At 49.6% G+C, this 22,493-nt stretch carries 19 protein-coding genes and 2 pseudogenes; 9 read left to right on the top strand and 12 right to left on the bottom strand.

The window, feature by feature from the left end; genetic code table 11:
- Positions 1-22 precede the first annotated feature (22 nt).
- A pseudogene (locus OH663_RS07355) lies at positions 23-975 on the bottom strand (LysR family transcriptional regulator).
- A gap of 121 nt (positions 976-1,096) precedes the next feature.
- On the opposite strand from OH663_RS07355, the gene OH663_RS07350 reads away from it, so the two are divergent.
- Positions 1,097-1,837 (top strand): MipA/OmpV family protein, encoded by a 741-nt coding sequence (locus OH663_RS07350; protein WP_045448744.1) that lies wholly within the window; start codon positions 1,097-1,099, stop codon positions 1,835-1,837.
- Positions 1,838-1,945: 108 nt separating this feature from the next.
- Here OH663_RS07350 and OH663_RS07345 read toward each other — a convergent pair.
- Positions 1,946-2,044, bottom strand: a pseudogene (locus tag OH663_RS07345) (class II aldolase/adducin family protein); the annotation flags it as partial.
- 207 nt (positions 2,045-2,251) lie between these two features.
- Between OH663_RS07345 and OH663_RS07340 the strand changes: the two are divergent.
- Positions 2,252-2,725, top strand: coding sequence for a 4Fe-4S binding protein (locus OH663_RS07340; protein WP_200011281.1), 474 nt, complete (start codon positions 2,252-2,254; stop codon positions 2,723-2,725).
- A gap of 36 nt (positions 2,726-2,761) precedes the next feature.
- On the opposite strand, the gene avtA is transcribed toward OH663_RS07340, so the two are convergent.
- Both avtA and malS read right to left on the bottom strand, forming a co-directional pair.
- Positions 2,762-4,012 (bottom strand): valine--pyruvate transaminase, encoded by a 1,251-nt coding sequence (gene avtA / locus OH663_RS07335; protein ID WP_200011283.1) that lies wholly within the window; start codon positions 4,010-4,012, stop codon positions 2,762-2,764.
- 176 nt (positions 4,013-4,188) lie between these two features.
- Complete coding sequence (gene malS, locus OH663_RS07330; protein WP_200011286.1) at positions 4,189-6,219, bottom strand: alpha-amylase; 2,031 nt, start codon at positions 6,217-6,219, stop codon at positions 4,189-4,191.
- Positions 6,220-6,535: 316 nt separating this feature from the next.
- On the opposite strand from malS, the gene OH663_RS07325 reads away from it, so the two are divergent.
- Positions 6,536-7,360, top strand: coding sequence for a protein bax (locus OH663_RS07325; RefSeq protein ID WP_045448721.1), 825 nt, complete (start codon positions 6,536-6,538; stop codon positions 7,358-7,360).
- A gap of 69 nt (positions 7,361-7,429) precedes the next feature.
- Here the strand turns inward: OH663_RS07325 and xylR are convergent, their stop codons facing one another.
- From xylR to xylF, 4 genes are all read right to left on the bottom strand, one after another.
- On the bottom strand, positions 7,430-8,608 hold the full coding sequence (gene xylR / locus OH663_RS07320) for a D-xylose utilization transcriptional activator XylR (RefSeq protein ID WP_045448719.1): 1,179 nt from the start codon (positions 8,606-8,608) through the stop codon (positions 7,430-7,432).
- 80 nt (positions 8,609-8,688) lie between these two features.
- On the bottom strand, positions 8,689-9,870 hold the full coding sequence (gene xylH, locus OH663_RS07315; RefSeq protein WP_045448717.1) for a xylose ABC transporter permease XylH: 1,182 nt from the start codon (positions 9,868-9,870) through the stop codon (positions 8,689-8,691).
- Positions 9,848-11,389: a xylose ABC transporter ATP-binding protein gene (locus OH663_RS07310; RefSeq protein ID WP_048223063.1), complete on the bottom strand. Its 1,542-nt coding sequence runs from the start codon at positions 11,387-11,389 to the stop codon at positions 9,848-9,850. Before OH663_RS07310 ends, xylH begins: the two co-directional genes overlap by 23 nt.
- A gap of 109 nt (positions 11,390-11,498) precedes the next feature.
- Positions 11,499-12,491, bottom strand: a complete 993-nt coding sequence (gene xylF / locus OH663_RS07305; protein ID WP_045448714.1) for a D-xylose ABC transporter substrate-binding protein — start codon at positions 12,489-12,491, stop codon at positions 11,499-11,501.
- Positions 12,492-12,855: 364 nt separating this feature from the next.
- Here xylF and xylA point away from each other — a divergent pair, with 364 nt between their 5' ends.
- The 3 genes from xylA (at position 12,856) to yiaB (ending at position 16,239) form a co-directional block, all read left to right on the top strand.
- Positions 12,856-14,178 carry a xylose isomerase gene (gene xylA, locus OH663_RS07300; RefSeq protein WP_200011288.1) on the top strand — a complete coding sequence of 441 codons (1,323 nt, stop codon included), beginning with the start codon at positions 12,856-12,858 and terminating at the stop codon, positions 14,176-14,178.
- A gap of 72 nt (positions 14,179-14,250) precedes the next feature.
- On the top strand, positions 14,251-15,705 hold the full coding sequence (gene xylB / locus OH663_RS07295) for a xylulokinase (protein ID WP_200011291.1): 1,455 nt from the start codon (positions 14,251-14,253) through the stop codon (positions 15,703-15,705).
- A gap of 168 nt (positions 15,706-15,873) precedes the next feature.
- Complete coding sequence (gene yiaB / locus OH663_RS07290) at positions 15,874-16,239, top strand: inner membrane protein YiaB (RefSeq protein ID WP_045448707.1); 366 nt, start codon at positions 15,874-15,876, stop codon at positions 16,237-16,239.
- Here yiaB and OH663_RS07285 read toward each other — a convergent pair.
- Positions 16,236-17,231: an acyltransferase gene (locus OH663_RS07285; RefSeq protein ID WP_045449826.1), complete on the bottom strand. Its 996-nt coding sequence runs from the start codon at positions 17,229-17,231 to the stop codon at positions 16,236-16,238. The genes yiaB and OH663_RS07285 overlap by 4 nt on opposite strands.
- Before the next feature lie 177 nt (positions 17,232-17,408).
- Here OH663_RS07285 and OH663_RS07280 point away from each other — a divergent pair, with 177 nt between their 5' ends.
- From OH663_RS07280 to glyS, 3 genes are all read left to right on the top strand, one after another.
- On the top strand, positions 17,409-17,720 hold the full coding sequence (locus OH663_RS07280; RefSeq protein ID WP_045448705.1) for a YsaB family lipoprotein: 312 nt from the start codon (positions 17,409-17,411) through the stop codon (positions 17,718-17,720).
- 95 nt (positions 17,721-17,815) lie between these two features.
- The gene (glyQ, locus tag OH663_RS07275) at positions 17,816-18,727 is read left to right on the top strand and encodes a glycine--tRNA ligase subunit alpha (RefSeq protein ID WP_001168551.1); all 912 of its coding nucleotides are present in this window, start codon (positions 17,816-17,818) and stop codon (positions 18,725-18,727) included.
- A gap of 9 nt (positions 18,728-18,736) precedes the next feature.
- Positions 18,737-20,806 (top strand): glycine--tRNA ligase subunit beta, encoded by a 2,070-nt coding sequence (glyS, locus tag OH663_RS07270; RefSeq protein ID WP_045448701.1) that lies wholly within the window; start codon positions 18,737-18,739, stop codon positions 20,804-20,806.
- 67 nt (positions 20,807-20,873) lie between these two features.
- Here glyS and cueP read toward each other — a convergent pair whose 3' ends face one another.
- The 3 genes from cueP to OH663_RS07255 all read right to left on the bottom strand — a co-directional run bounded on the left by cueP (position 20,874) and on the right by OH663_RS07255 (position 22,384).
- Positions 20,874-21,413 (bottom strand): copper-binding periplasmic metallochaperone CueP, encoded by a 540-nt coding sequence (gene cueP, locus OH663_RS07265; protein ID WP_045448698.1) that lies wholly within the window; start codon positions 21,411-21,413, stop codon positions 20,874-20,876.
- Positions 21,414-21,599: 186 nt separating this feature from the next.
- On the bottom strand, positions 21,600-21,812 hold the full coding sequence (gene cspE / locus OH663_RS07260; RefSeq protein WP_000014594.1) for a transcription antiterminator/RNA stability regulator CspE: 213 nt from the start codon (positions 21,810-21,812) through the stop codon (positions 21,600-21,602).
- A gap of 281 nt (positions 21,813-22,093) precedes the next feature.
- Positions 22,094-22,384, bottom strand: coding sequence for an HTH-type transcriptional regulator (locus tag OH663_RS07255; RefSeq protein WP_045448692.1), 291 nt, complete (start codon positions 22,382-22,384; stop codon positions 22,094-22,096).
- Positions 22,385-22,493: the final 109 nt, after the last annotated feature.

The following is a 22,493-nucleotide window of genomic DNA, read 5'->3' as shown; positions in this document are numbered from 1 at the left end:
CTGTTCTGCTTGCCATTTTTGCCTACTCAGGTTGCTGCTGTTGCGCCTGAGTAAGCTGTTGGCGTATCTCATTTAACATCTCATCAAGAATAAACTGTACGCGCCAGGGTTGATATTCGCGCTTACGGAAAATAGCCACGAGATCCAGCCACCATTTATGTTGCTCAGAGAAGCAAGGGACCAGCAACCCGGACTGCGTTTCTTTTTGCACACTTTTATTCGGCGCAAAAACAATACCCAGATGGTTACGGGCCAGCGCCAGCGCTGACTGCGTATTGTCGCAGACGTAATTTCCCGTCACGCGATAATCTTGTATCTCTTTACCTTCGGCTGAGGTGAATCGCCAAATATTAGCATCATCAATCATCATTGAATCAATTAGAATACAGGAGTGATGCTCCAGCTCTTCAGGACTGGTAATAGGATGTTTTTTGAGATATTCCTCGCTGGCAAAAGCCGTGACGGCATATTTAGTAATAAAACTGGCAACCAGTGATTCATCTTTAGGATGTGCATAACTTATTAAAATATCACAGTCATCAGGGAATTCGGCGCCCTCATAAAATGCTTTACGTTCCAGATTATATGTTTTTAGAGAAAGAGTAATACCACCGATATTCTGTATTTTGGCAATAACATGCTGCGATAAGTAAGCAATAACCCCGTAGGCGCATATACCGTTACCCGACCACGTTTTTCATGCTTATAATCAGCAATGAAATTATTCAACTGATCGTTTCTGTCCAACATGTCATTGATGTAAGGAAGTAGCGCTGTGCCAAAAGGCGTGAGGGTCAGGTGTCGGGTGGTTCGATCAAATACTTTTAACCCAACTTTTGATTCAAATTCAGCGAGATACTTGCTGACGTTGGCTTGCGCGATGCCGAGAACAGTCGCTGCATGGCTGATATTTTCACTGGCAGCAATGACAGAGATAATCTTCAGCTCCCGGTGTTTGAGTTGTAATTTATTCATCGCCAAACCCAATATATATATGAATTTATATATTACTATATAAATATGAATCTTGCACTGATGAAATTGTAAGCATTATTATGCTGGCGCTTTGTGGCTTATTTTAAAATGGAATGTTGGCATGTTAATTAAACGCAATATTGTGGCGCTATTTGCCTTTTCTTTTATGGCTAGTGCAACAGCCGCAGAATTTTCTATTGGCGGTGGGGCTGTATATAATGAATCTCCTTATCGTGGATATAATGATAATGTTCACGCAGTACCGCTTGTCAGTTATGAAAGTGAATCATTCTATTTTAGACAAACAACGTTAGGCTATATTCTGTCCAAGAGTAAAAGTAATGAATTTAGCATTACTGCCTCATGGATGCCGCTTGAGTTTGATCCCGCTGATAACGATGATCATGCTATGAAGCAACTGGACAAGCGCGACAGTACTGCGATGGCAGGGGCTGCGTGGTATCACCATGAGAATTGGGGCAGCGTAAAAGTTTCTGCTGCAGCGGATGTTCTGGACAACAGCAATGGCTGGATTGGAGAAGTGTCTCTGTTCCGCCAAATGCCGATGGACAGACTGACGCTCACCCCGGCCATTGGCGTTCTCTACTATGACGAGAATTTCAACGAATATTACTACGGCGTGTCTGGCAGTGAATCTCGCCGTAGCGGGTTATCAAGCTTTTCCCCTGGCGATAGCTGGACACCTTATGTCGGCCTGTCCGCAAAATATGCGTTAACCACAAACCTGACGTTGCTGGCCAGCGCCAATTATAGCGTGCTGCCAGACGATATTAAGAATAGCCCAATGGTCGATCGCGACGACAGCTTCACTTTCCTGTCAGGGGTGAGCTGGCGTTTCTGATTCTCACCCGTTTGCCCTCACGGAAGAGGGTAATCTTTTCATGATGCTTTGACGGATAGCACTAACAGTCGCCATCCGTCATATCATTACAGCTATATGATTGCAGCGTCCGTAATAGGCGCATTCCTCAAGAACCACGGCGTTATGTACGGCGTCAGCAGCATTTTTACCCCAGGCAAACGGCCCGTGCGAATGCACTAATACCGCCGCCGGGACCTGTATTCTGCTTACCCGCGCTTATATCGCCAGCATATGCCGCTGTATTACTCAGCGATGGGCTTTACCGTTCGCGATTAGGCGTTTACCCATAGTCGTTCAGGCACCTGACAAAATTTAACCGATTCCCCTGTCTGATCAAGGCAGCCGGGGCGCGCTCTCTGGCACTCTGTGGTTTTAACGCAGAGGGAGAGGGCAATGAACCGGTTTATTATGGCTGATGCGGCGAAATGTATTGGGTGTCGAACCTGCGAAGTTGCCTGTGTGGTATCTCATCAGGAAAACCAGGATTGTGCGACGATCTCCTCCGACGCGTTTGTCCCACGCATTCAGGTCATTAAAGACAACGCATTTACCACTGCGGTCGCCTGTCATCAATGTGAAGATGCTCCCTGTGCCAATGTCTGCCCAACTCATGCTATTCGTCGCGAACATGGGCATATCTTCGTAGAACAGGAACGTTGTATCGGCTGTAAAAGCTGCATGCTGGCCTGCCCGTTCGGGGCGATGAAAGTTGTCGCGCATACGTTACGGGTGCAGGCGATTAAATGCGATCTGTGCTGGCATCGTGAAGCTGGCCCGGCGTGTGTTGAAGCCTGCCCAACCAGTGCGTTGCAGTGTATGGATGCCACTAAGATTCAGCAGCAGCGTCTGCGTTCCCAGCCGTTGTAATGCGAAGCCCGACCAGTATTCCGGTCGGGTTTTCTGTCAGCCTTCAAGCCAGGCGCGTTCGATCTCTTCTGCCAGAATTTTCACGCCAGCCTCGATTTTTTCCGGATCCGGAACGTAGTTCATCCGCATGCACTGATGGGTATGTGGCCAGGGCTTATCCAACCCCGGGAAGAAGTAATCGCCGGGAACCATCAGGACACCGCGCGCTTTGAGGCGTTGATACAGCAGTTCGGTGGAGATCGGTAAATCCTTAAACCACAACCACAGGAAAATTGCCCCTTCTGGTTTATGAATCAGGCAGCGATCTTCGGATAAATAGCGACGAATGATCGCAATTGTCTCCTGAACGCGCTGATAATAAAACGGCTTGATAACGGTCTCTGACAGACGTAGCAGATCGTTGCGCTTAATCATCTCGCACATGATCGCCGGTCCCATACCGCCAGGCGCCAGGCTGATAATGCCGTTCATATTGGTGATGGCGGTGATGATTTTCTCATTAGCGATAATAATGCCGCAGCGGGAGCCTGGCAGGCCGAGCTTGGAAAGGCTCATGCACAGCACAATGTTTGGGTTCCACAGCGGGCGTGCTTCGCTAAAAATGATACCGGGGAACGGGACGCCATAGGCGTTATCAATCACCAACGGGATACCGTGCTGGTTGGCCAGACGATCCAGTTTCATCAACTCTTCGTCAGTGATCACATTACCAGTGGGGTTGGTTGGACGCGACACGCAAATCATGCCGGTCTCTTCACCAATGTGCAGGTGTTCAAAATCAACGTGATACTTGAACTGGCCTTCCGGTAACAGCTCAATGTTCGGACGTGCCGACACGAAGAGCTCCTCTTCCAGCCCTGAATCGGCGTAGCCAATGTATTCCGGTGCCAGGGGGAATAACACTTTTCGGGTGGTTCCGTCAGCGCGGCGTCCTGCGAAGAGATTGAATAAGTAGAAAAACGCGCTCTGACTGCCATTTGTCAGTGCAATATTTTGTGGTTCGATATCCCAGCCCAGTTGTTCGCGCAGCAGTTTCGCCAGCTCAGACAGTAGCTCGGTTTTACCTTGTGGACCGTCATAATTGCAAAGCGCATCAGTGACTTTGCCGTTTTCCAGCATCTCTGCCAGCAGAGTCTGGAAGTAATCCTGCATCTCCGGGATTTGCGCCGGATTGCCGCCGCCGAGCATGATGGCACCGGGGGTACGTAAACCGTCGTTGAGGTCCTCCATCAGGCGTGTGATGCCTGAATGGCGGGTAAATTTGTTGCCAAAAAGTGAGAATGTCATAGCAGGTGGTCTGTCGAACTCAGTATTAAAGTGGCTAACCATAACGCTCCCTATGGCAGGGTGCAAATCAGGTCCCGAAGTCCGAATTGATGTTTTGTGCTGCAGATTTTTGAATGGCTGGTTTTTTATATTGCATCCGGCTTCCCGCACTATCCGGTACGGGAAGCTCGGTGGGATCAGGGCTGGCCTGCCCAAACAACCATCACTTTATCGTCGCCATGTTCGCGTATAAATCCATATCCCTGCTGTAATGTGAGCGTGGTTTGTTTTCCTGCGCCGATGGCAGGATGTCTGGCTCTGAACTGACTGATTCGCTGCCAGTGTGCGACGTTGGCGGCTGATTTCCCGTTAATGTCCTGCCAGTTCATATCTGAGCGCGTGCCTTGCAATGGATCAGAACCGGTTGGTCCAAAAGGACGGGCGGATTCGTCACCATAGAAGAGTTGTACTGCCCCCGGAGCCAGTAGCAACAGTTCGGCGGCTTTATCCCCACCTTCGCGAAACAGACGCGTATCGTGCGATGAAAGATAGCTGAGTACATTGAAACTCTGCAATTTTTCCGCCATCTGCTGCCAGGTGAGATCCATATTGGCCAGGCAGTCGACAGCTTTGGCTGCCTGCTCCTGGTAATCAAAATTAATCATTGCATCGAAGCCGTGGCGGTAATAATCACTTTGCATGACGCCGTGTCCCCATGCCTCGCCAGTCATCCAGAAGGATTTATCATCCAGCGCTTTGTCAGGGTTAGCGTGCTTCCATTCAACCAACGCTGCGCTGGCCTGTGTTTTCAGTTGCTGCCAGGCGGGAAGTTCGACGTGTTTGGCAGTATCGATCCGGAATCCGTCAATACCGTAGTCTCGTACCCACTGACTGAGCCAGTGGGTCAAATAATCCCGTGGCGTATAGTCCGCGATAGCTTTGGCGCGAGTGTCTGGTTTGTTTTTGTAGAACACCGGCAAGCCGGAAGGTGTGGTGGATTCAGTTTTAAGATCGGGCAGGAAGGCCAGTGACATGGTCAGGTCGTCAAAACCCGGGTTGTCGTAGTTGCCAATGTCGGTGCGGATCCAGTTTTTCCCCCACCATTTTTCCCATGCGGCTTTATCGCTGAAATTAATGTAGTCATTAAAGCTGTGCCAGCTTTGCCCGGCGGCAGGCTTCCAGTCCGTCCAGCGTTCCCCGAGCGTTTTTTTTAGCTCATCACCTGATAAGTACAATGCGCCAAATTGATATTCCTGCATATCCGCAAGCGTGGCGTAACCGGTGTGGTTCATGACGACATCGAACAAAATACGGATGCCGCGTTGATGTGCGCCATCCACCAGTGCGCGCAGATCTGCTTCGTTGCCCATATTGGCGTCAAGTGTGGTCCAGTCCTGGGTGTAATAGCCGTGATAAGCGTAGTGGGGAAAATCTCCTTTTGTGCCGCCACCAACCCAACCGTGGATTTGCTCAAATGGTGCGCTGATCCATAGAGCATTGATCCCTAACTGTTGCAGATATTCCAGTTTGCTGGTGAGGCCGCGTAAGTCGCCACCGTGAAACGTCCCAATTTCCTGCATATCATCTTTATGGCGACCGTAGCTGTAGTCGTTGGTTGGGTCGCCGTTCTGAAAGCGATCCGTCAGCACGAAATAGACCGTGGCGTTATGCCAGTCGAATGCGGCGGGTGCGTTCGTTTCTGCTCTCTCGAGCAATAACAGGCCGTTGCTGGTTGCGGCAGGCAGCAATGTAATCTGCCCGTTTTTTACGGTAGCTGTTTGCTGACTGTAGTAATCGCGTACGACGGTGTCTTCAGGAAAGGTCTGGCTTACGTCCAGCGTCAGCGGCGAACCATTCCATTTTGGACATTGTTGAATCTGAGCGGTGATGGGTTCTGCAGCGTTTTTTACCGAGAGCATCAGCGTCGGTGTTCCGGAACGGGTATCAACTTCCAGCGTGTAATTGCCGTCTTTGAATAAACGCCACTGTGGTGGTGTGCCCTCACAGGGTTTCAGTGACAGCATCTGGTTGAGTTTTATGGTATTGGCTGGCTGCCAGCACTGTTGGTCAAAATTTAGGATTAAAGGACGAGTACCCTTCGTCAACGCTGCATGGCTGACAAACTTACCCGTACCTTCTGTTTCGAAGACAGGGAAGCCTTGAGCAGTCCATGTTGAGGCGATTGTAATGCCGGGCAAGAGTGCCAGCGCAACGGCGGCCATTTTCATAATGCTGTCCTTGATGCTGCGATTTTCGCCAGTTTGCCAGTGAAATGGGGCCAGAAACTCATCCCTTGAGCGCATTCCGTCAGGATGAGGAGTGAGGGTGAGCGATCAAGTGCAAAAAACGCACGTATTTTGCGATAACCACCACATTTTCTTCGAATTAATGACAATCTTAACCGCTAGTGCGTGACATAGTTTCAGAATTGGACTATTCCTTTGGGTGCTCTTGACGGCTATTTTTGATATGATTTGAGATTCATCTCTCATTTTTGTGAAAAATATAAGGTGTTGGAATGTATAAATCCGACCAGGAGACCTAATGATATTGACTCCCATTCGACGATATGGGGCAATGATTCTCATGTTACTCACCATTGCATTTTCGGGTGAGGTGCTGGCAAAGACGCACACGACGACAACGAGTCAGAAGTCCCACATAACCAAGACAAGTATTAAACAGGTAAGCAGTAAACAAGAGTATTCTCGCAATAGTGCAAAGAGCAGTTCACTTCCTGATTTGCGAAAATACCCTTCCGGAACACCTAGAAAAAAAGCGTTTCTCCGGACGGTTATGCCTTTTATTACCAGTCAAAATGCTGCCATTACTGCTGAACGTAACTGGCTGATTTCAAAGCAGTACCAGAATCGCTGGTCGCCGACTGAACGTGCGCGTATGAAAGATATCGCCAAACGTTACAAGGTGAACTGGTCTGGTAACACGCGTAAAATTCCGTGGAATACGCTGCTTGAGCGTGTAGACATTATCCCAACCAGCATGGTGGCAACGATGGCCGCAGCAGAAAGTGGCTGGGGAACGTCTAAGCTGGCACGTAGCAATAACAACCTGTTTGGCATGAAATGCGGTAAAGGTCGTTGTAATAATGCACCGGGCAAGGTGAAAGGTTACTCACAGTTTGAATCGGTGAAAGAGTCGGTAAATGCCTATGTCATTAACCTGAATACGCATCCGGCTTACTCTTCCTTCCGTAAATCTCGCGCTCAGTTGCGTAAAGCCGATCAGGAAGTTACGGCAACCGCGATGATCCATAAGCTGAAGGGTTACTCCACTAAAGGGCAGAGCTACAATAACTATCTGTTCGCTATGTACCAGGATAATCAGCGCTTAATCGCTGCGCATATGTAAGCAGCTTTGCTTTAACAGGCCTGCGTGGTGAATGCGTAGACCTGTTAAGCTCAGCCTCCTCTGGCACGACTACAACAATACCTCACTGTATCGATCGCGGTACTCTTTCGGCGTTGTGTCGTACTCCTTCTTGAAGACAGAATAGAAGTACTGCAAGGACGGATAGCCGCACATCTGCGAAATCTCGTTTATTGATAATGTAGTGGAAATTAACAGACTGCGTGCTTTTTCCAGCTTTTCAGCGTGGATCACGGCATGAATGGTCTCTCCGACCTCCTCTTTAAACCGCTTCTCCAGATTCGAACGCGAAATCCCAACAGAGTCCAGCACCTGATCAACCTTGATTCCTTTACAGGCATGATTGCGAATGTAATGCATGGCCTGGATGACAGCAGGGTCGGTGAGGGATCGATAGTCTGTAGACTGACGCTCAACAACGCGCACGGGAGGGACCAGGATGCGCTGTAGAGGCATCTCTTCGTTGGCCAGCAGTCGGTGCAGTAGTTTGGCTGCCTGATACCCCATTTGTCTTGCCCCCTGCGCAACAGATGACAATGCCACCCGCGACAGGTAGCGGGTCAGTTCTTCGTTATCAATACCAATAACACACAGCTTTTCTGGTACCGGGATGTGCAGATGCTCGCAGGCCTGTAGAACATGTCGAGCACGCGCATCTGTGACGGCAATAATACCGGTATGTGGCGGCAGGGTTTGTAGCCAGTCCGCCAGCCGGTTTTGAGCGTGCTGCCAGTATTCAGGTGCGGTTTCCAGGCCCTGATACACTACGCCACGGTATTTCTCTTCTGCAACCAACTGGCAAAACGCATATTCACGTTCTGCGGCCCAGCGCTTGCCGCTGGAGGCGGGGAGGCCATAGAACGCAAAGCGGTTAATCCCTTTTTCTTTCAGGTGCAGAAAGGCGCTTTCTACCAGAGCATGGTTATCGGTGGCGATGTAATGGACTGGTGGATAATGCTCAGGAAGATGGTAGGAGCCACCGACACCGATAATAGGAACGTCGACGTCAGCAAGCAGTTGCGCGATGTCATCGTCGTCGTAGTCGGCGATGACGCCATCCCCTAACCACTCTTTGATGTTATCAATGCGAGCACGAAAATCTTCCTCAATAAAGATATCCCACTCTGATTGTGATGCTTGTAAATACTCGCCCACACCCTCAACAACCTGGCGGTCGTAAGCTTTATTGGCATTAAATAACAGCGTGATGCGATGACGTTTATCAAACATGGTTCTTTTCCTGCTGAATCATGTAGAAAAGACAATGCCGGTTGCATTAACCGGCATTGCGACTCACCCACTTCTTAAATTCAGGCGCGGCGTTTAGTTGCTGAATCCATCCATACCGCCAGCAATAAAATCGCCCCTTTCACTATATACTGCCAGAAGGTGGGAACATCCATCATACTCATTCCATTATCCAGAGATGCCATAATAAATGCGCCCATGACGGCACCGGCAACACTTCCGATCCCTCCCGCCAGGCTGGTTCCTCCAATCACACATGCGGCAATGGCGTCCAGCTCGGCAATGTTTCCGGCAGAAGGAGAGCCTGCACCAAGTCGCGAGCTAAGAATTAACCCGGCAATGGCAACCATCAAACCGTTAATGGCAAAGACGGCCAGTTTGGTGCGCTCAACGTTGATGCCGGAAAGGCGGGCGGCTTCCAGGTTGCCACCAATCGCGTAGATCCGCCGACCAAATGCGGTTCGTGTTGCCATAAACATCCCCCCGAGCAACAGCAACGTCAGCAGTAGCACGGGAGTAGGGACACCGCGATAATCATTCAATAGCCAGATTGCCCCTAATACGATAATGGCGGTTAATGCCTGGCGACCCACAACCGACGTTGATGCGGGAGATTCAAGACCTAAAGTCTGACGACGCATACGCCCGCGCCACTGCCAGCCAATAAACGCCATTAAACCGAGAGCGCCGATGATAAAGCCTGTGCCATCGGACAAGTAGCTCTGACCAATCTGAGACATTGCAGCGCTGGTGGGTGATACCGTTGTCCCGTTGGTTATCCCAATAAGAATACCGCGGAACGCCAGCATACCCGCGAGGGTAACAATAAACGACGGTACCTTGCGGTAGGCTACCCACCATCCATTCCATGCACCGAGGAGTAAGCCCAGAACCAGCGTGACGATCACAGTCAGTGGTAGCGGCCAGCCTAACCAGACGTCACAGATCGCCGCTACACCGCCCAGTAACCCCATCATTGAGCCAACTGAAAGGTCGATTTCGGCGGAAATAATCACGAACACCATACCAACGGCAAGAATGCCGGTAATCGCGGTCTGTCTCAGCAGGTTAGAGACGTTACGTGCGCTCAGGTAAGCACCGTCCGTGGTCCAGGTGAAGAACAGCATAATCACGATGATTGCCGCAATCATGACGAAGACTTGTAAGTTAAGCGATTTAATTGCGGGGAAACCGCTTGCCTGTGGGGCTGAAAGTTTCGCTTCAGACGGATTGTTTTTCGACATGATGTTCGCTCCTTAATGCGGCTTCCATCACCTGCTCCTGAGTCAGGTTATGATTTACCAGGTTAGCTTTCAGTTTTCCTTCATGCATCACCAGGATGCGATCGCTCAGTCCGAGAACTTCAGGTAATTCAGAAGAGATGACAATCACGGCGATCCCTTCCTGAACGAGCTGATTGATCAGTTTGTAGATCTCATATTTGGCGCCGATATCAATTCCCCTGGTGGGTTCATCAAGAATGAGGATTCGGGGATTTAGCAGGAGGCAACGGGCGAGTATCGCTTTTTGTTGGTTACCTCCGCTCAGACGCCCGATCGCAAGGTCAGGAGATGATGTTTTCACTTTGAGCTGTTGAAGAGATTCCAGAATACATTTTTGTTCTGCGGCATCATCAAGATGGCTCATACCCCCGGTAAATTTATCGAGCGCAGCCAGCGTGATATTTTTTCCCACCGCCATCACCGGAACAATGCCATCTCTTTTTCTGTCTTCGGGCACCATGGCAATACCTTGAGCAATCGCTTGCTGGCAATTACGGATATTCACCTGAGTGCCTTCGATAAATATCTTACCTTCCCAGCGACCCGGCCAGACGCCAAACAGACACTGTACGGCTTCGGTGCGTCCGGCGCCGACCAGCCCGGCAATGCCCAAAATTTCACCACGCTTGAGTGAGAAAGAAATATCGTTGACGCGCTTTATATGACGATTTACGGGATGCCAGGCAGTCAGGTGTTCAACCCGTAAAATCTCTTCTCCCGCCGTATGAGGCTCACTGGGATAAAGCGCAGTGAGCTCACGGCCTACCATCATGGTGATAATATCGTCTTCACTCATGCTGGTGGCATCGCGCGTGCCGATGTGTTGACCATCGCGAATAACGCAAATGGTATTTGATATGGCTTTAACCTCATTCAGTTTGTGTGAAATGTAAATGCAGGCAATATCATGCTGCTGCAGGTCACGTATGATATTCAGCAGTATTGCGGTTTCTTGCTCGGTGAGCGAGGCGGTAGGTTCATCCAGAATAAGCAACCGAACTTGCTTATTCAGCGCCTTAGCAATTTCAACCAACTGTTGTTGGCCTAAACCTAAATCGCCCACGCGCGTATCTGGTGAGATAGACAAACTGACCTGAGCGAGTAATTTTTGGCAGCGTAGCGTCATCATGTCGTAATCAAGAACACCGTTAAGGGTGATTTCGCTGCCTAGGAAGATATTTTCCAGAACGGTCAGATCTTTAACCAGTGCTAATTCCTGGTGAATAATTGCAATACCCTTGCGTTCGGTATCACGAATATGGCTGGCCCTTATGGTTTCGCCGGAAAAAATGATATCGCCTTCGTAGGTTCCATGTGGATAAATACCACACAGCACTTTCATTAATGTCGATTTACCTGAACCATTTTCACCGCATAGTGAAACGATTTCGCCAGCATTGACCCTGAGGCTAACGTTATCAACAGCCTTCACTACGCCGAATGTCTTGGTAATGTTTTTCATTTCAAGAAGATATGGCATAACTGCTCCACATAAGCCAATAAGAGAACCCTGCGTGGACGTTCACGTATACCCGTGGCTATTTTGAAACCACGTTTGTTGCCCTCCGATTTTGCAGAGGGCATAACGCTTATAGATCGCTTTTCTTGTGGAATCCGTCTTTGATGACTGTCTCGTTAATATTGTCTTTGTTCACGTCAATTGGCGTTAGTAGCCGGGAAGGAACATCTTTCAGGCCATTATTCAGCGTGGAATCAGCTTTTGGCTGTTGGTCATTTCCGAGTTCGACTGCGATCTCTGCGGCAGTATTAGCGAGCAGAGTAATGGGTTTATAAACTGTCATCGTTTGTGTTCCAGCAACGATGCGTTTGATACCTGCAAGGTCTGCATCCTGTCCGGAAATAGCGACTTTTCCTGATAACCCTTGTGCGCTCAGCGCCTGGATCGCACCGCCAGCCGTTGCGTCATTTGAGGCAACCACTGCATCAATTTTGTTATTGTTGGCGGTTAACGCATTTTCCATAATCTTTAAGGCATTTTCAGGTAACCAACCGTCAACCCACTGATCGCCCACAACCTTAATTTTTCCGCTGTCGATATACGGTTTTAATACTTTCATTTGTCCGGCACGGAACAGTTTCGCATTATTATCGACTGGTGAACCGCCCATCAGAAAATAATTTCCTTGTGGTACGATATTGACTAATGATTGAGCCTGTAATTCTCCGACCTTTTCATTATCAAAAGAGATATAAAAGTCGATATCGGCATCATTGATCATGCGATCGTAAGCCAGTACTTTTATCCCTTCTTGTTTTGCTTCTTTGATAACGTTACTTAATACCTGGCCGTTGTAAGGGATTATCACAAGGACATCAACGCCTCGGTTGATCATGTTTTCAATCTGCGACATTTGGGTTTCTTCATTACCATTCGCCGATTGCACAAATACTTTCGCCCCGAGAGATTCAGCTTTGCTGACGAAAATATCGCGGTCTTTCTGCCAGCGTTCCAGACGGAGATCATCAATTGCCATACCGATTTTAACTTCTTTGGCATGACCTGCGACGCTGGTGAGTAAAAGAGAGGTACAGACAGTGAGTAAAATATTTTTCATCTTCATAATCGTGATGCCTTTTGTAGGGGATAGACAACAGTAAAAGTAACAATCACAGCGTAAGACGTAGCAGATTTTTAACAGGTAATGCACAGAAGGCAATTATAGATTTTTATCTTCCAGTTACGTTTTTTGGTTTATTTTCTAATTTATGACCGGGATCTTATTTTAAATGATTGACCAGCATGATTACATTTATCTTTGATAAGTAACGTTTTTTTAATTGAAGGTTTTTATTTTGAGAAGTGGCGCACACTTGTGAATTATCTCAATAGCAGTGTGAAATAACATAATTGAGCAATATGTGGGGAGTGCCCAATATTACGACATTATCAATCACCCGCCGCATTACCTGATTATGGAGCTCATTATGCAAGCCTATTTTGACCAGCTTGATCGTGTTCGTTATGAAGGCACTAAATCAACCAATCCATTAGCATTCCGTCACTACAACCCAGATGAAATTGTGTTGGGTAAGCGCATGGAAGATCATTTGCGATTTGCGGCCTGCTACTGGCATACCTTTTGCTGGAATGGTGCAGATATGTTTGGCGTTGGCGCGTTTAATCGCCCGTGGCAACAGTCTGGTGAAGCGCTGGAATTAGCGAAGCGGAAAGCGGATGTGGCATTTGAGTTTTTCCACAAACTGAACGTGCCTTACTACTGTTTCCACGATGTTGACGTCTCACCTGAAGGTGCCTCGCTGAAAGAGTATAAAAACAACTTTGCCCAGATGGTTGATGTTCTGGCGGAAAAACAGGAACAGAGCGGTGTAAAACTGCTGTGGGGTACGGCAAACTGCTTTACTAACCCGCGTTACGGCGCAGGCGCGGCCACTAATCCGGACCCGGAAGTTTTCAGTTGGGCGGCCACGCAGGTCGTGACTGCCATGGATGCCACGCATAAATTAGGCGGCGAGAACTATGTCCTGTGGGGCGGTCGTGAAGGTTATGAAACGCTGCTGAATACCGATCTGCGTCAGGAACGCGAGCAGATCGGACGCTTTATGCAACTGGTGGTGGAGCACAAACACAAAACTGGTTTTCAGGGGACGCTGCTGATCGAACCGAAGCCGCAGGAACCAACAAAACACCAGTACGATTACGATGCAGCGACTGTTTATGGTTTCCTGAAGCAGTTCGGTCTGGAAAAAGAGATCAAACTGAATATCGAAGCAAACCACGCCACACTGGCGGGTCACTCATTCCATCATGAGATCGCCACCGCTATCGCCCTTGGTCTGTTTGGCTCTGTTGATGCAAACCGCGGTGACGCGCAACTGGGCTGGGATACTGACCAGTTCCCGAACAGCGTGGAAGAGAATGCGCTGGTGATGTACGAAATCCTGAAAGCAGGTGGCTTCACCACCGGCGGTCTGAACTTTGATGCCAAAGTACGTCGCCAGAGCACCGATAAATACGATCTGTTTTATGGGCATATTGGTGCTATGGATACCATGGCGCTGTCGCTGAAAGTCGCGGCCCGTATGATTGAAGACGGTGGTCTGGATCAGCGAGTGGCAAAACGCTATGCCGGTTGGAATAGTGAGCTGGGCCAGCAAATTCTGAAAGGTCAGATGACGTTAACGGAAATTGCGCAGTACGCTGAACAACATAACCTGGCACCAGTGCACCAAAGCGGTCATCAGGAACTGCTGGAAAATCTGGTAAACCAGTATTTGTTCGACAAATAACAGGCCTCTGAGAGCGTGCGTAAGCCCGGATAGCTTTGCGCTACCGGGCATTTCTTTAAGGAAAGATACCCTATGTATATCGGGATAGATCTTGGTACATCAGGCGTAAAGGTAATCCTGCTGAACGAGCAGGGTGATGTGGTGGCCTCACAAGCGGAGAAGCTCACGGTCTCACGTCCTCATCCGTTATGGTCGGAGCAGGATCCTGAACAGTGGTGGCTGGCAACGGATCGCGCCGTAAAAGCGCTGTCTCAGCAACATTCACTCAGAGGGGTGAAGGCGCTAGGGATTGCCGGACAAATGCACGGTGCGACACTACTTGATAAGCAACAGAAGGTATTACGCCCGGCAATTTTGTGGAATGACGGACGCTGCGCTGAAGAGTGCGTGATGCTGGAAAATCTGATTCCGCAGTCCCGTAAGATCACGGGCAATCTGATGATGCCTGGTTTTACTGCGCCAAAACTGCTGTGGGTTCAACGCCATGAGCCGGAGATTTTCCGCCAGACTGAGAAAGTCCTGTTACCGAAAGATTATCTGCGTCTGCGCATGACCGGTGATTTTGCCAGCGATATGTCTGATGCGGCGGGTACGATGTGGCTGGATGTGGCGAAGCGTGACTGGAGTGATGTCATGCTGGAAGCATGTGGTCTGACCCGTGAGCATATGCCTGCTTTGTATGAAGGTAGCGAAATTACCGGGACACTGTTGCCTGCTGTTGCCCAATCATGGGGAATGTCGGAAGTCCCGGTCGTTGCTGGCGGTGGTGACAACGCGGCAGGAGCGGTCGGCATAGGCATGATGAATGCTGGTCAGGCGATGCTCTCGCTAGGTACATCTGGTGTCTATTTTGCGGTCAGTGATGGGTTCCTCAGCAAACCAGAAAGCGCGGTGCACAGTTTTTGCCACGCCTTACCTGAGCGCTGGCACCTGATGTCGGTTATGCTCAGCGCGGCGTCCTGTCTTGACTGGGCGGCGAAATTAACCGGGCTGGCGAACGTTCCGGCACTGATTAGCGCGGCGCAACAGGCGGATGACAACGCCGGTCCTGTCTGGTTTTTACCCTATCTGTCCGGTGAACGTACGCCGCACAACAACCCGCAGGCGAAGGGCGTGTTTTTTGGTTTGACCCATCAACATGGTCCGGCTGAACTGGCTCAAGCTGTTCTGGAAGGGGTCGGTTTTGCGTTGGCAGACGGGATGGATGTGGTGCATGCCTGCGGCGTTAAACCGGCCAGCATTACGTTGATTGGTGGTGGGGCGCGCAGTGAATACTGGCGACAGATGCTGTCTGATATCAGTGGATTGCAACTGGATTACCGTACTGGTGGCGATGTCGGCCCTGCTTTGGGGGCGGCACGTTTGGCGCAAATTGCAATAAACCCCCGGAAGCCATTATCTGATTTACTGCCTCAGCTTGTGCTGGAGCAGTCGCATTACCCTGACGCAGAGCGCCATGCTCTCTTTCAGCAACGTCGCGAAACCTTCCGTCGTATCTACCAGCAATTGCTACCGCTAATGTCCTGACCTTATCCCTCTCTGCTCAGTAGAGGGGGATAAATCTTCTGTATGACTAAATCAAAACAATAGAAATTGAGTATGAATTAATTCTTAAATCTCAGCGTTGGCACTATTTCCTGTGTGATCTCCTTTGGGTACTTCATATCATCATCCCTGATGGATAAGGAGATCCCAATGAAGACTTTGAGGTTGTGGTCATGGATGTTATTCCTTTCTGGCGCACTTATTTACATTGTTGGTTTATGGCGGGCATGCCCACTGTTGAGTGGAAAAGGGTATTTTTTGGGTGTGTTGGTGACGGGGATGTTCGTTACGTATGCTTATCATCATGCTAAAAATCTTAATCAGAATGATGAACGCTTTTCCTCTGTATGTCAGATGGTGGCATTGATAACAACAGGATTACTGTTGGTAGGAATATGGAATGCCCCGTTATTACCTGTCGAAATGGGGCTGTATCCGGCGGCATTCGTAATGGGTTTACTGGGACAGATCCTGCTGTTGCGTCCGTTGAAAAAAGATCAACCTGATGAGACTTAACTCACCAGTCTGCGCGTATCTATTCGTTGCAACAGTATGGAAAGCAGCAAGCTACCTGCCAGGGTGGCGCTAAAAATCCACAGCATGTCCAGCGGGGGCCACGCTTTAAACTCGATCCCATTCGTGCGCAATGCATGAATGATCAGCGCATGGAAGCCATAAATACCCAGTGAATGGCGAGAAATAAGACCAAGTACCGGTATGGTGCGCGTGCCGAGCGTATTTTTGATTAGTGTCAGCAGTGATATAGCGCAAATAAATACCATTGGACCGCAATAGAGATACCAGGTATCGGCAAAATTGCCTCGCCAGTGGAGTTCATGCAACGTCCCCCGAGAAATAATAACCACGCTAACGAGACACAGTAACGCACTGAGCCAGGTTAATGCGCGTTTTTGCGTCTCCATTATGCCAATTGCCCGCCCCAGCATGCCGTACAGGATGTAATAGAACGTATCGCCGTTGATGTATAAGTTGATGGGCAGCCACTCAAAACCGCCGATTTTTTGCGATACGGTGTTGGGATTGGCAATGACACCAAGTACAACCATTAGCGCCAGCAGCGTTTTCCCGCTGATATTCTTTACCTGAATCAGTGGTGATACCAGATAGATGACGGCGATGGCGAAGAAAAACCACAGGTGATAGAAAACCGGTTTCTGCAACAGATTTATTAGCGATAGCCTGGCATTGATTGAGGTAAATAACAGGATGTAGGCCAGTGCTACGGAGCTGTAAAACAGAATGCAGAGTGCGATACGCACAAAATGTCGTGGCTGAGCACTTCGCTCGCCAAAAAAGAGGTAACCCGAGATCATAAAAAACAACGGTACGCTGACGCGTGAGGCTGAATTTAGCACATTGGCAAGATCCCAGTTTACTGGGCTGACGATTTGCGCATTAGTGATGTACCAGGTAGTGGTATGAATCATAACTACCATTAAACAGGCAATCCCTCGCAGGTTATCAATCCAGAAAATTTTGGGCTGCATCAGTTCCTCTGTTTCCATTTAAAAATAATCTGACTGGCATTTTGTCGGCGTGTCTCACTGGAATAATCCGAGTTCTTACGCTAAAGCTTGTGGTGGTCCGAGGAGATTCTCACAATAGGAATCGAGTTTCAGACATAAATAATAATAAGACTGACCAGCAAAACAGGCGGTAATAAAATGATGATGAAGTATTTCTTTCCTGTGATGGTGACAACCTTCCTGTTGGCAGGATGCGCCGACCCTCAATCGTCCGCGGCCGAACAGAAGGCGCAAAAGGTCAAAGTCACTCCTACGCGTTCGCTGGATATGGAATCATTGTGCAAAAATGAGGCTGCGGAACGCTATAACACTGCGACCCAGAAAATTGATGTTACCGGCTTTGAACAATTCCAGGGTAGCTATGAGATGCGCGGTTCTACCTTCCGTAAAGAGAGTTTTGTCTGCTCATTTGATGCAGACGGGCAGTTTTTGCACCTTTCCATGCGCTAAGTGCCCCCTTTTTCCCGTTTCGTACTGTATATCTTGCAGCCAGCGGGTATACTGACCGCTTCCTTTAAATCCACACGTATCCAGCACGAAATAATATGCAAAAGTTTGATACCAGGACCTTCCAGGGCTTGATCCTGACCTTACAGGATTACTGGGCTCGCCAGGGCTGCACCATTGTTCAACCATTGGACATGGAAGTCGGCGCGGGGACTTCTCACCCAATGACCTGCCTGCGCGCGCTGGGGCCGGAGCCGATGGCAACTGCTTATGTGCAGCCTTCTCGTCGTCCGACCGACGGTCGCTACGGCGAAAACCCGAACCGCTTACAGCACTACTATCAGTTCCAGGTCGTCATTAAGCCGTCACCGGACAATATTCAGGAACTGTACCTGGGCTCTCTGAAGGAGCTGGGTATGGACCCGACCATTCACGACATTCGTTTCGTGGAAGATAACTGGGAAAACCCAACGCTGGGTGCCTGGGGTCTGGGTTGGGAAGTGTGGCTGAACGGCATGGAAGTCACGCAGTTCACCTACTTCCAGCAGGTGGGTGGTCTGGAATGCAAGCCGGTGACCGGGGAAATTACCTACGGTCTGGAACGTCTGGCCATGTACATTCAGGGCGTAGACAGCGTTTACGACCTGGTCTGGAGCGACGGCCCGCTGGGTAAAACCACTTACGGCGACGTGTTCCATCAGAACGAAGTGGAGCAATCCACCTACAACTTCGAATACGCCGATGTGGATTTCCTGTTTACCTGCTTCGAGCAGTACGAGAAAGAAGCTCAGCAGTTGCTGGCACTGGAAAATCCGCTGCCGCTGCCTGCCTACGAGCGTATTCTGAAAGCCGCCCATAGCTTCAACCTGCTGGATGCGCGTAAAGCCATCTCCGTCACCGAGCGTCAGCGCTATATTTTGCGCATTCGCACCCTGACTAAAGCAGTGGCAGAAGCTTACTACGCTTCCCGTGAAGCCCTTGGCTTCCCGATGTGCAACAAAGACAAATAAGAGGCGGCCATGTCTGAGAAAACTTTTCTGGTGGAAATCGGCACTGAAGAGCTGCCACCAAAAGCACTGCGCAGCCTGGCAGAGTCCTTTGCTGCGAACTTTACCGCGGAGCTGGATAACGCCGGCCTCGCGCACGGCAATGTTGAGTGGTTTGCCGCCCCGCGTCGTCTGGCGCTGAAGGTAGCCGCTCTGGCTGAGTCTCAACCTGACCGCGAAGTTGAAAAACGCGGTCCGGCAATTGCCCAGGCATTTGATGCCAGCGGTAATCCGAGCAAAGCGGCAGAGGGTTGGGCGCGTGGTTGCGGCATCACTGTTGATCAGGCTGAACGCCTGACCACCGATAAAGGTGAGTGGTTGCTGTATCGTGCGCATGTGAAAGGCGAAAGTGCTGAAACGCTGCTGCCTGACATGATCGCCACCTCGCTGGCTAAGCTGCCGATCCCGAAACTGATGCGTTGGGGTGCGTCTGATGTTCACTTTGTGCGTCCGGTTCACACTGTGACCTTGCTGTTGGGCGACAAAGTTATTCCGGCAACGATCCTGGGTATTCAGTCCGATCGCGTGATTCGTGGCCACCGCTTTATGGGCGAGCCGGAATTCACCATCGACAATGCCGATCAGTATCCTGAAATCCTGCGTCAGCGCGGTAAAGTGATTGCCGATTACGCCGAGCGTAAGGCAAAAATTAAAGCCGATGCCGAAGAAGCGGCGCGTAAGATTGGTGGTAACGCCGATCTGAGCGAAAGTCTGCTGGAAGAAGTCGCCTCTCTGGTTGAATGGCCAGTGGTGCTGACGGCAAAATTTGAAGAAAAATTCCTCGCCGTACCTTCTGAAGCGCTGGTCCACACCATGAAAGGTGACCAGAAGTACTTCCCGGTATATGCGAACGACGGCAAACTGCTGCCGAACTTTATTTTCGTCGCCAATATCGAGTCTAAAGATCCACAGCAAATCATCTCCGGTAACGAGAAAGTGGTTCGCCCGCGTCTGGCTGATGCCGAGTTCTTCTTCAATACCGACCGCAAAAAACGTCTGGAAGACCATTTGCCGCGCCTGCAAACCGTGCTGTTCCAACAGCAACTGGGTACGTTGCGTGATAAGACCGATCGTATTCAGGCGCTGGCGGGCTGGATTGCCGGTCAGATTGGCGCTGATGTTAATCATGCGACCCGTGCGGGCCTGCTGTCAAAATGTGACCTGATGACCAACATGGTCTTCGAGTTCACTGACACTCAGGGCGTGATGGGCATGCACTACGCACGTCATGATGGCGAAGCGGAAGATGTTGCTGTGGCGCTGAACGAACAATATCAGCCTCGCTTTGCCGGCGATGAGTTGCCGTCCAACCCGGTTGCCTGTGCGGTAGCGATTGCCGATAAGATGGACACCCTGGCGGGTATCTTCGGTATCGGCCAGCATCCGAAAGGTGACAAAGACCCGTTTGCACTGCGTCGTGCTGCGCTGGGCGTACTGCGTATCATTGTTGAGAAAAACCTGACTTTGGATCTGCAAACGCTGACCGAAGAAGCGGTTCGTCTGTACGGTGATAAGCTGACTAACGCCAATGTGGTTGATGACGTTATCGACTTTATGCTCGGCCGCTTCCGCGCCTGGTATCAGGATGAAGGTTACAGCGTTGATACCATTCAGGCTGTGCTGGCGCGTCGTCCGACTCGTCCGGCTGATTTCGACGCACGCATGAAGGCGGTTTCGCACTTCCGTACGCTGGAAGCCGCATCTGCGCTGGCTGCTGCCAACAAACGTGTATCGAACATTCTGGCGAAGTCAGAAGAGAAGCTGAATGACCGCGTGAATGCGTCAACGCTGAAAGAGCCGGAAGAGATTGCGCTGGCGATGCAGGTTGTCGTGCTGCGTGACAAGCTCGAGCCGTTCTTCGCTGAAGGCCGCTACCAGGAAGCGCTGGTTGAGCTGGCTGAACTGCGTGAGCCTGTAGATGCTTTCTTCGAGAAAGTGATGGTGAACGTCGAGGATAAAGAGCTACGTATTAACCGTCTCTCTATGCTCGAAAAACTGCGCGAGCTGTTCCTGCGCGTGGCGGATATTTCACTGCTGCAGTAATTGTCGTGAAATGACTTAGAAAATGCCGGATAAGCAAAATTGCGCTATCCGGCATTTTTTTATGCTATCAGCGCAGTTGCAATTCTGTCAGGCAGGTCTGGCTATCATTCATCGTCTTAATGGAATGAGCCGCACTTTTACCGTTATAACTCACTTCGATCGTGCCTTCTATATTGCGCGGTAGCCATACGCCGATAAATCCATTACGGCCGCTTTTCATCTCTTTTTGTACGACAACATCACCTTTGTTATCCGTCACTTTGACATCAAAAGTCTTCTCAGGCATTTCGCCCTGGCAGCCAGAGAGACTGTGGTTAAAGCAGGGGTGCGTTTGCCATTCATAAGGGGCAAAGGACAGGTAGAACTTATCGCCGAGCGGCAGTGTATAAACCTGCTCACCGGAAGACAGCTTAAGAGCCGTACTGGTAACGGAAGCAGAGTAGGGTAATGGACGACTCTGAGGCGACTGGTCAATGGTTTCTACCATTTGTTCGACGGATTTCCCGCTAAGCCCATGTTGCGCCAGAAAGGTTGACTCTGGGGTTGCTGCAAATACGTTACTGGCTGTGAATAAACCCAAAAGCAGCAGCAGTGAGGATTTCGACATAGCTTCAATTCCTTGTGAAAATTGTGGAATACATGCCGACGTACTATAAAGCTTGCCCTTAGGGAAAGGTCAAAGGTGTAGTGGGTAAAGTAATGCAAAGAAGAGAGGAGAGGGATTTATCGCAACGTGCAAATAAAAAAATCCCCGCCATTTGGCAGGGATCTTGAATTCTGAGCTTTTTTAAGCTTACAGGCTGGTTACGTTGCCAGCTGCCGGGCCTTTAGCGCCGCTTTCGATGGTGAAGGAAACTTTCTGACCTTCGTCCAGGGATTTGTAGCCATCGTTCTGGATAGCAGAGAAGTGTACGAACACGTCTTTAGAGCCATCGTCAGGAGTGATGAAGCCGAAACCTTTGTCAGCATTGAACCATTTTACGATACCAGTCATTTTACCGGACATAGTGTATTACCTTTTAAAAAATAAGTGTGCCTTTCGGCGATATGGCGTGCTTTACAGATTTTTTAACAGTAAAGGAAATGCTCACTACGAAGGGTATCAACGATAACTCTTGAAGGGACTTGCCTTACTAAACTGCTTTAATGGTCTGTACGTCAAACCGTTGAGTGCATTAACTCATTTTACGCATAGGGATGCAACTACTATTTTCTTTTTTGTGGATAGCGACGGTGAGAAAACGGCCCTTTTTCAGGGCCGTTCTTAAATCAAATGTGAAAAATGTTCTAATCCATCAACTGCTTACTTAATCTTGGGTCCGCCTGTATCAGGCGCATCAATTTCAATTCAGTGCTGGAAGGCTTTACGCGTTTAGACTCCCACTCATGGACCATCGCGACCGTCACGCCCATTACACGGGCAAAATCATCTGTTTTTAATCCAGTCCCTCGTCGTAGCTGTTCAAATTCGGTGAAAGGGTTGGATTTTTGCGTCAGGGTTACCGTCTGCGATACATCTTTAAAAACAATCTGTTCCAGACTGCTCAGCAGTTCAAACATAGGATCTTTGTATTCCATTGAGAACTCCTAAAATCACACAACGGGATCGTGAATTTGATCAAAGCTCATTAAGAATAGTCGTAAAAAATGAAGGCGGACTGAAGGTTCTGGTTATGGATTCGTTTCA

Origin of the sequence: Citrobacter sp. Marseille-Q5395 (genome assembly GCF_947057495.1) — a bacterium.
GTDB lineage: Bacteria > Pseudomonadota > Gammaproteobacteria > Enterobacterales > Enterobacteriaceae > Citrobacter > Citrobacter murliniae.
Note: the sequence above shows the minus strand (reverse complement) of the source record. Positions and strands in the feature narration are given on the sequence as shown.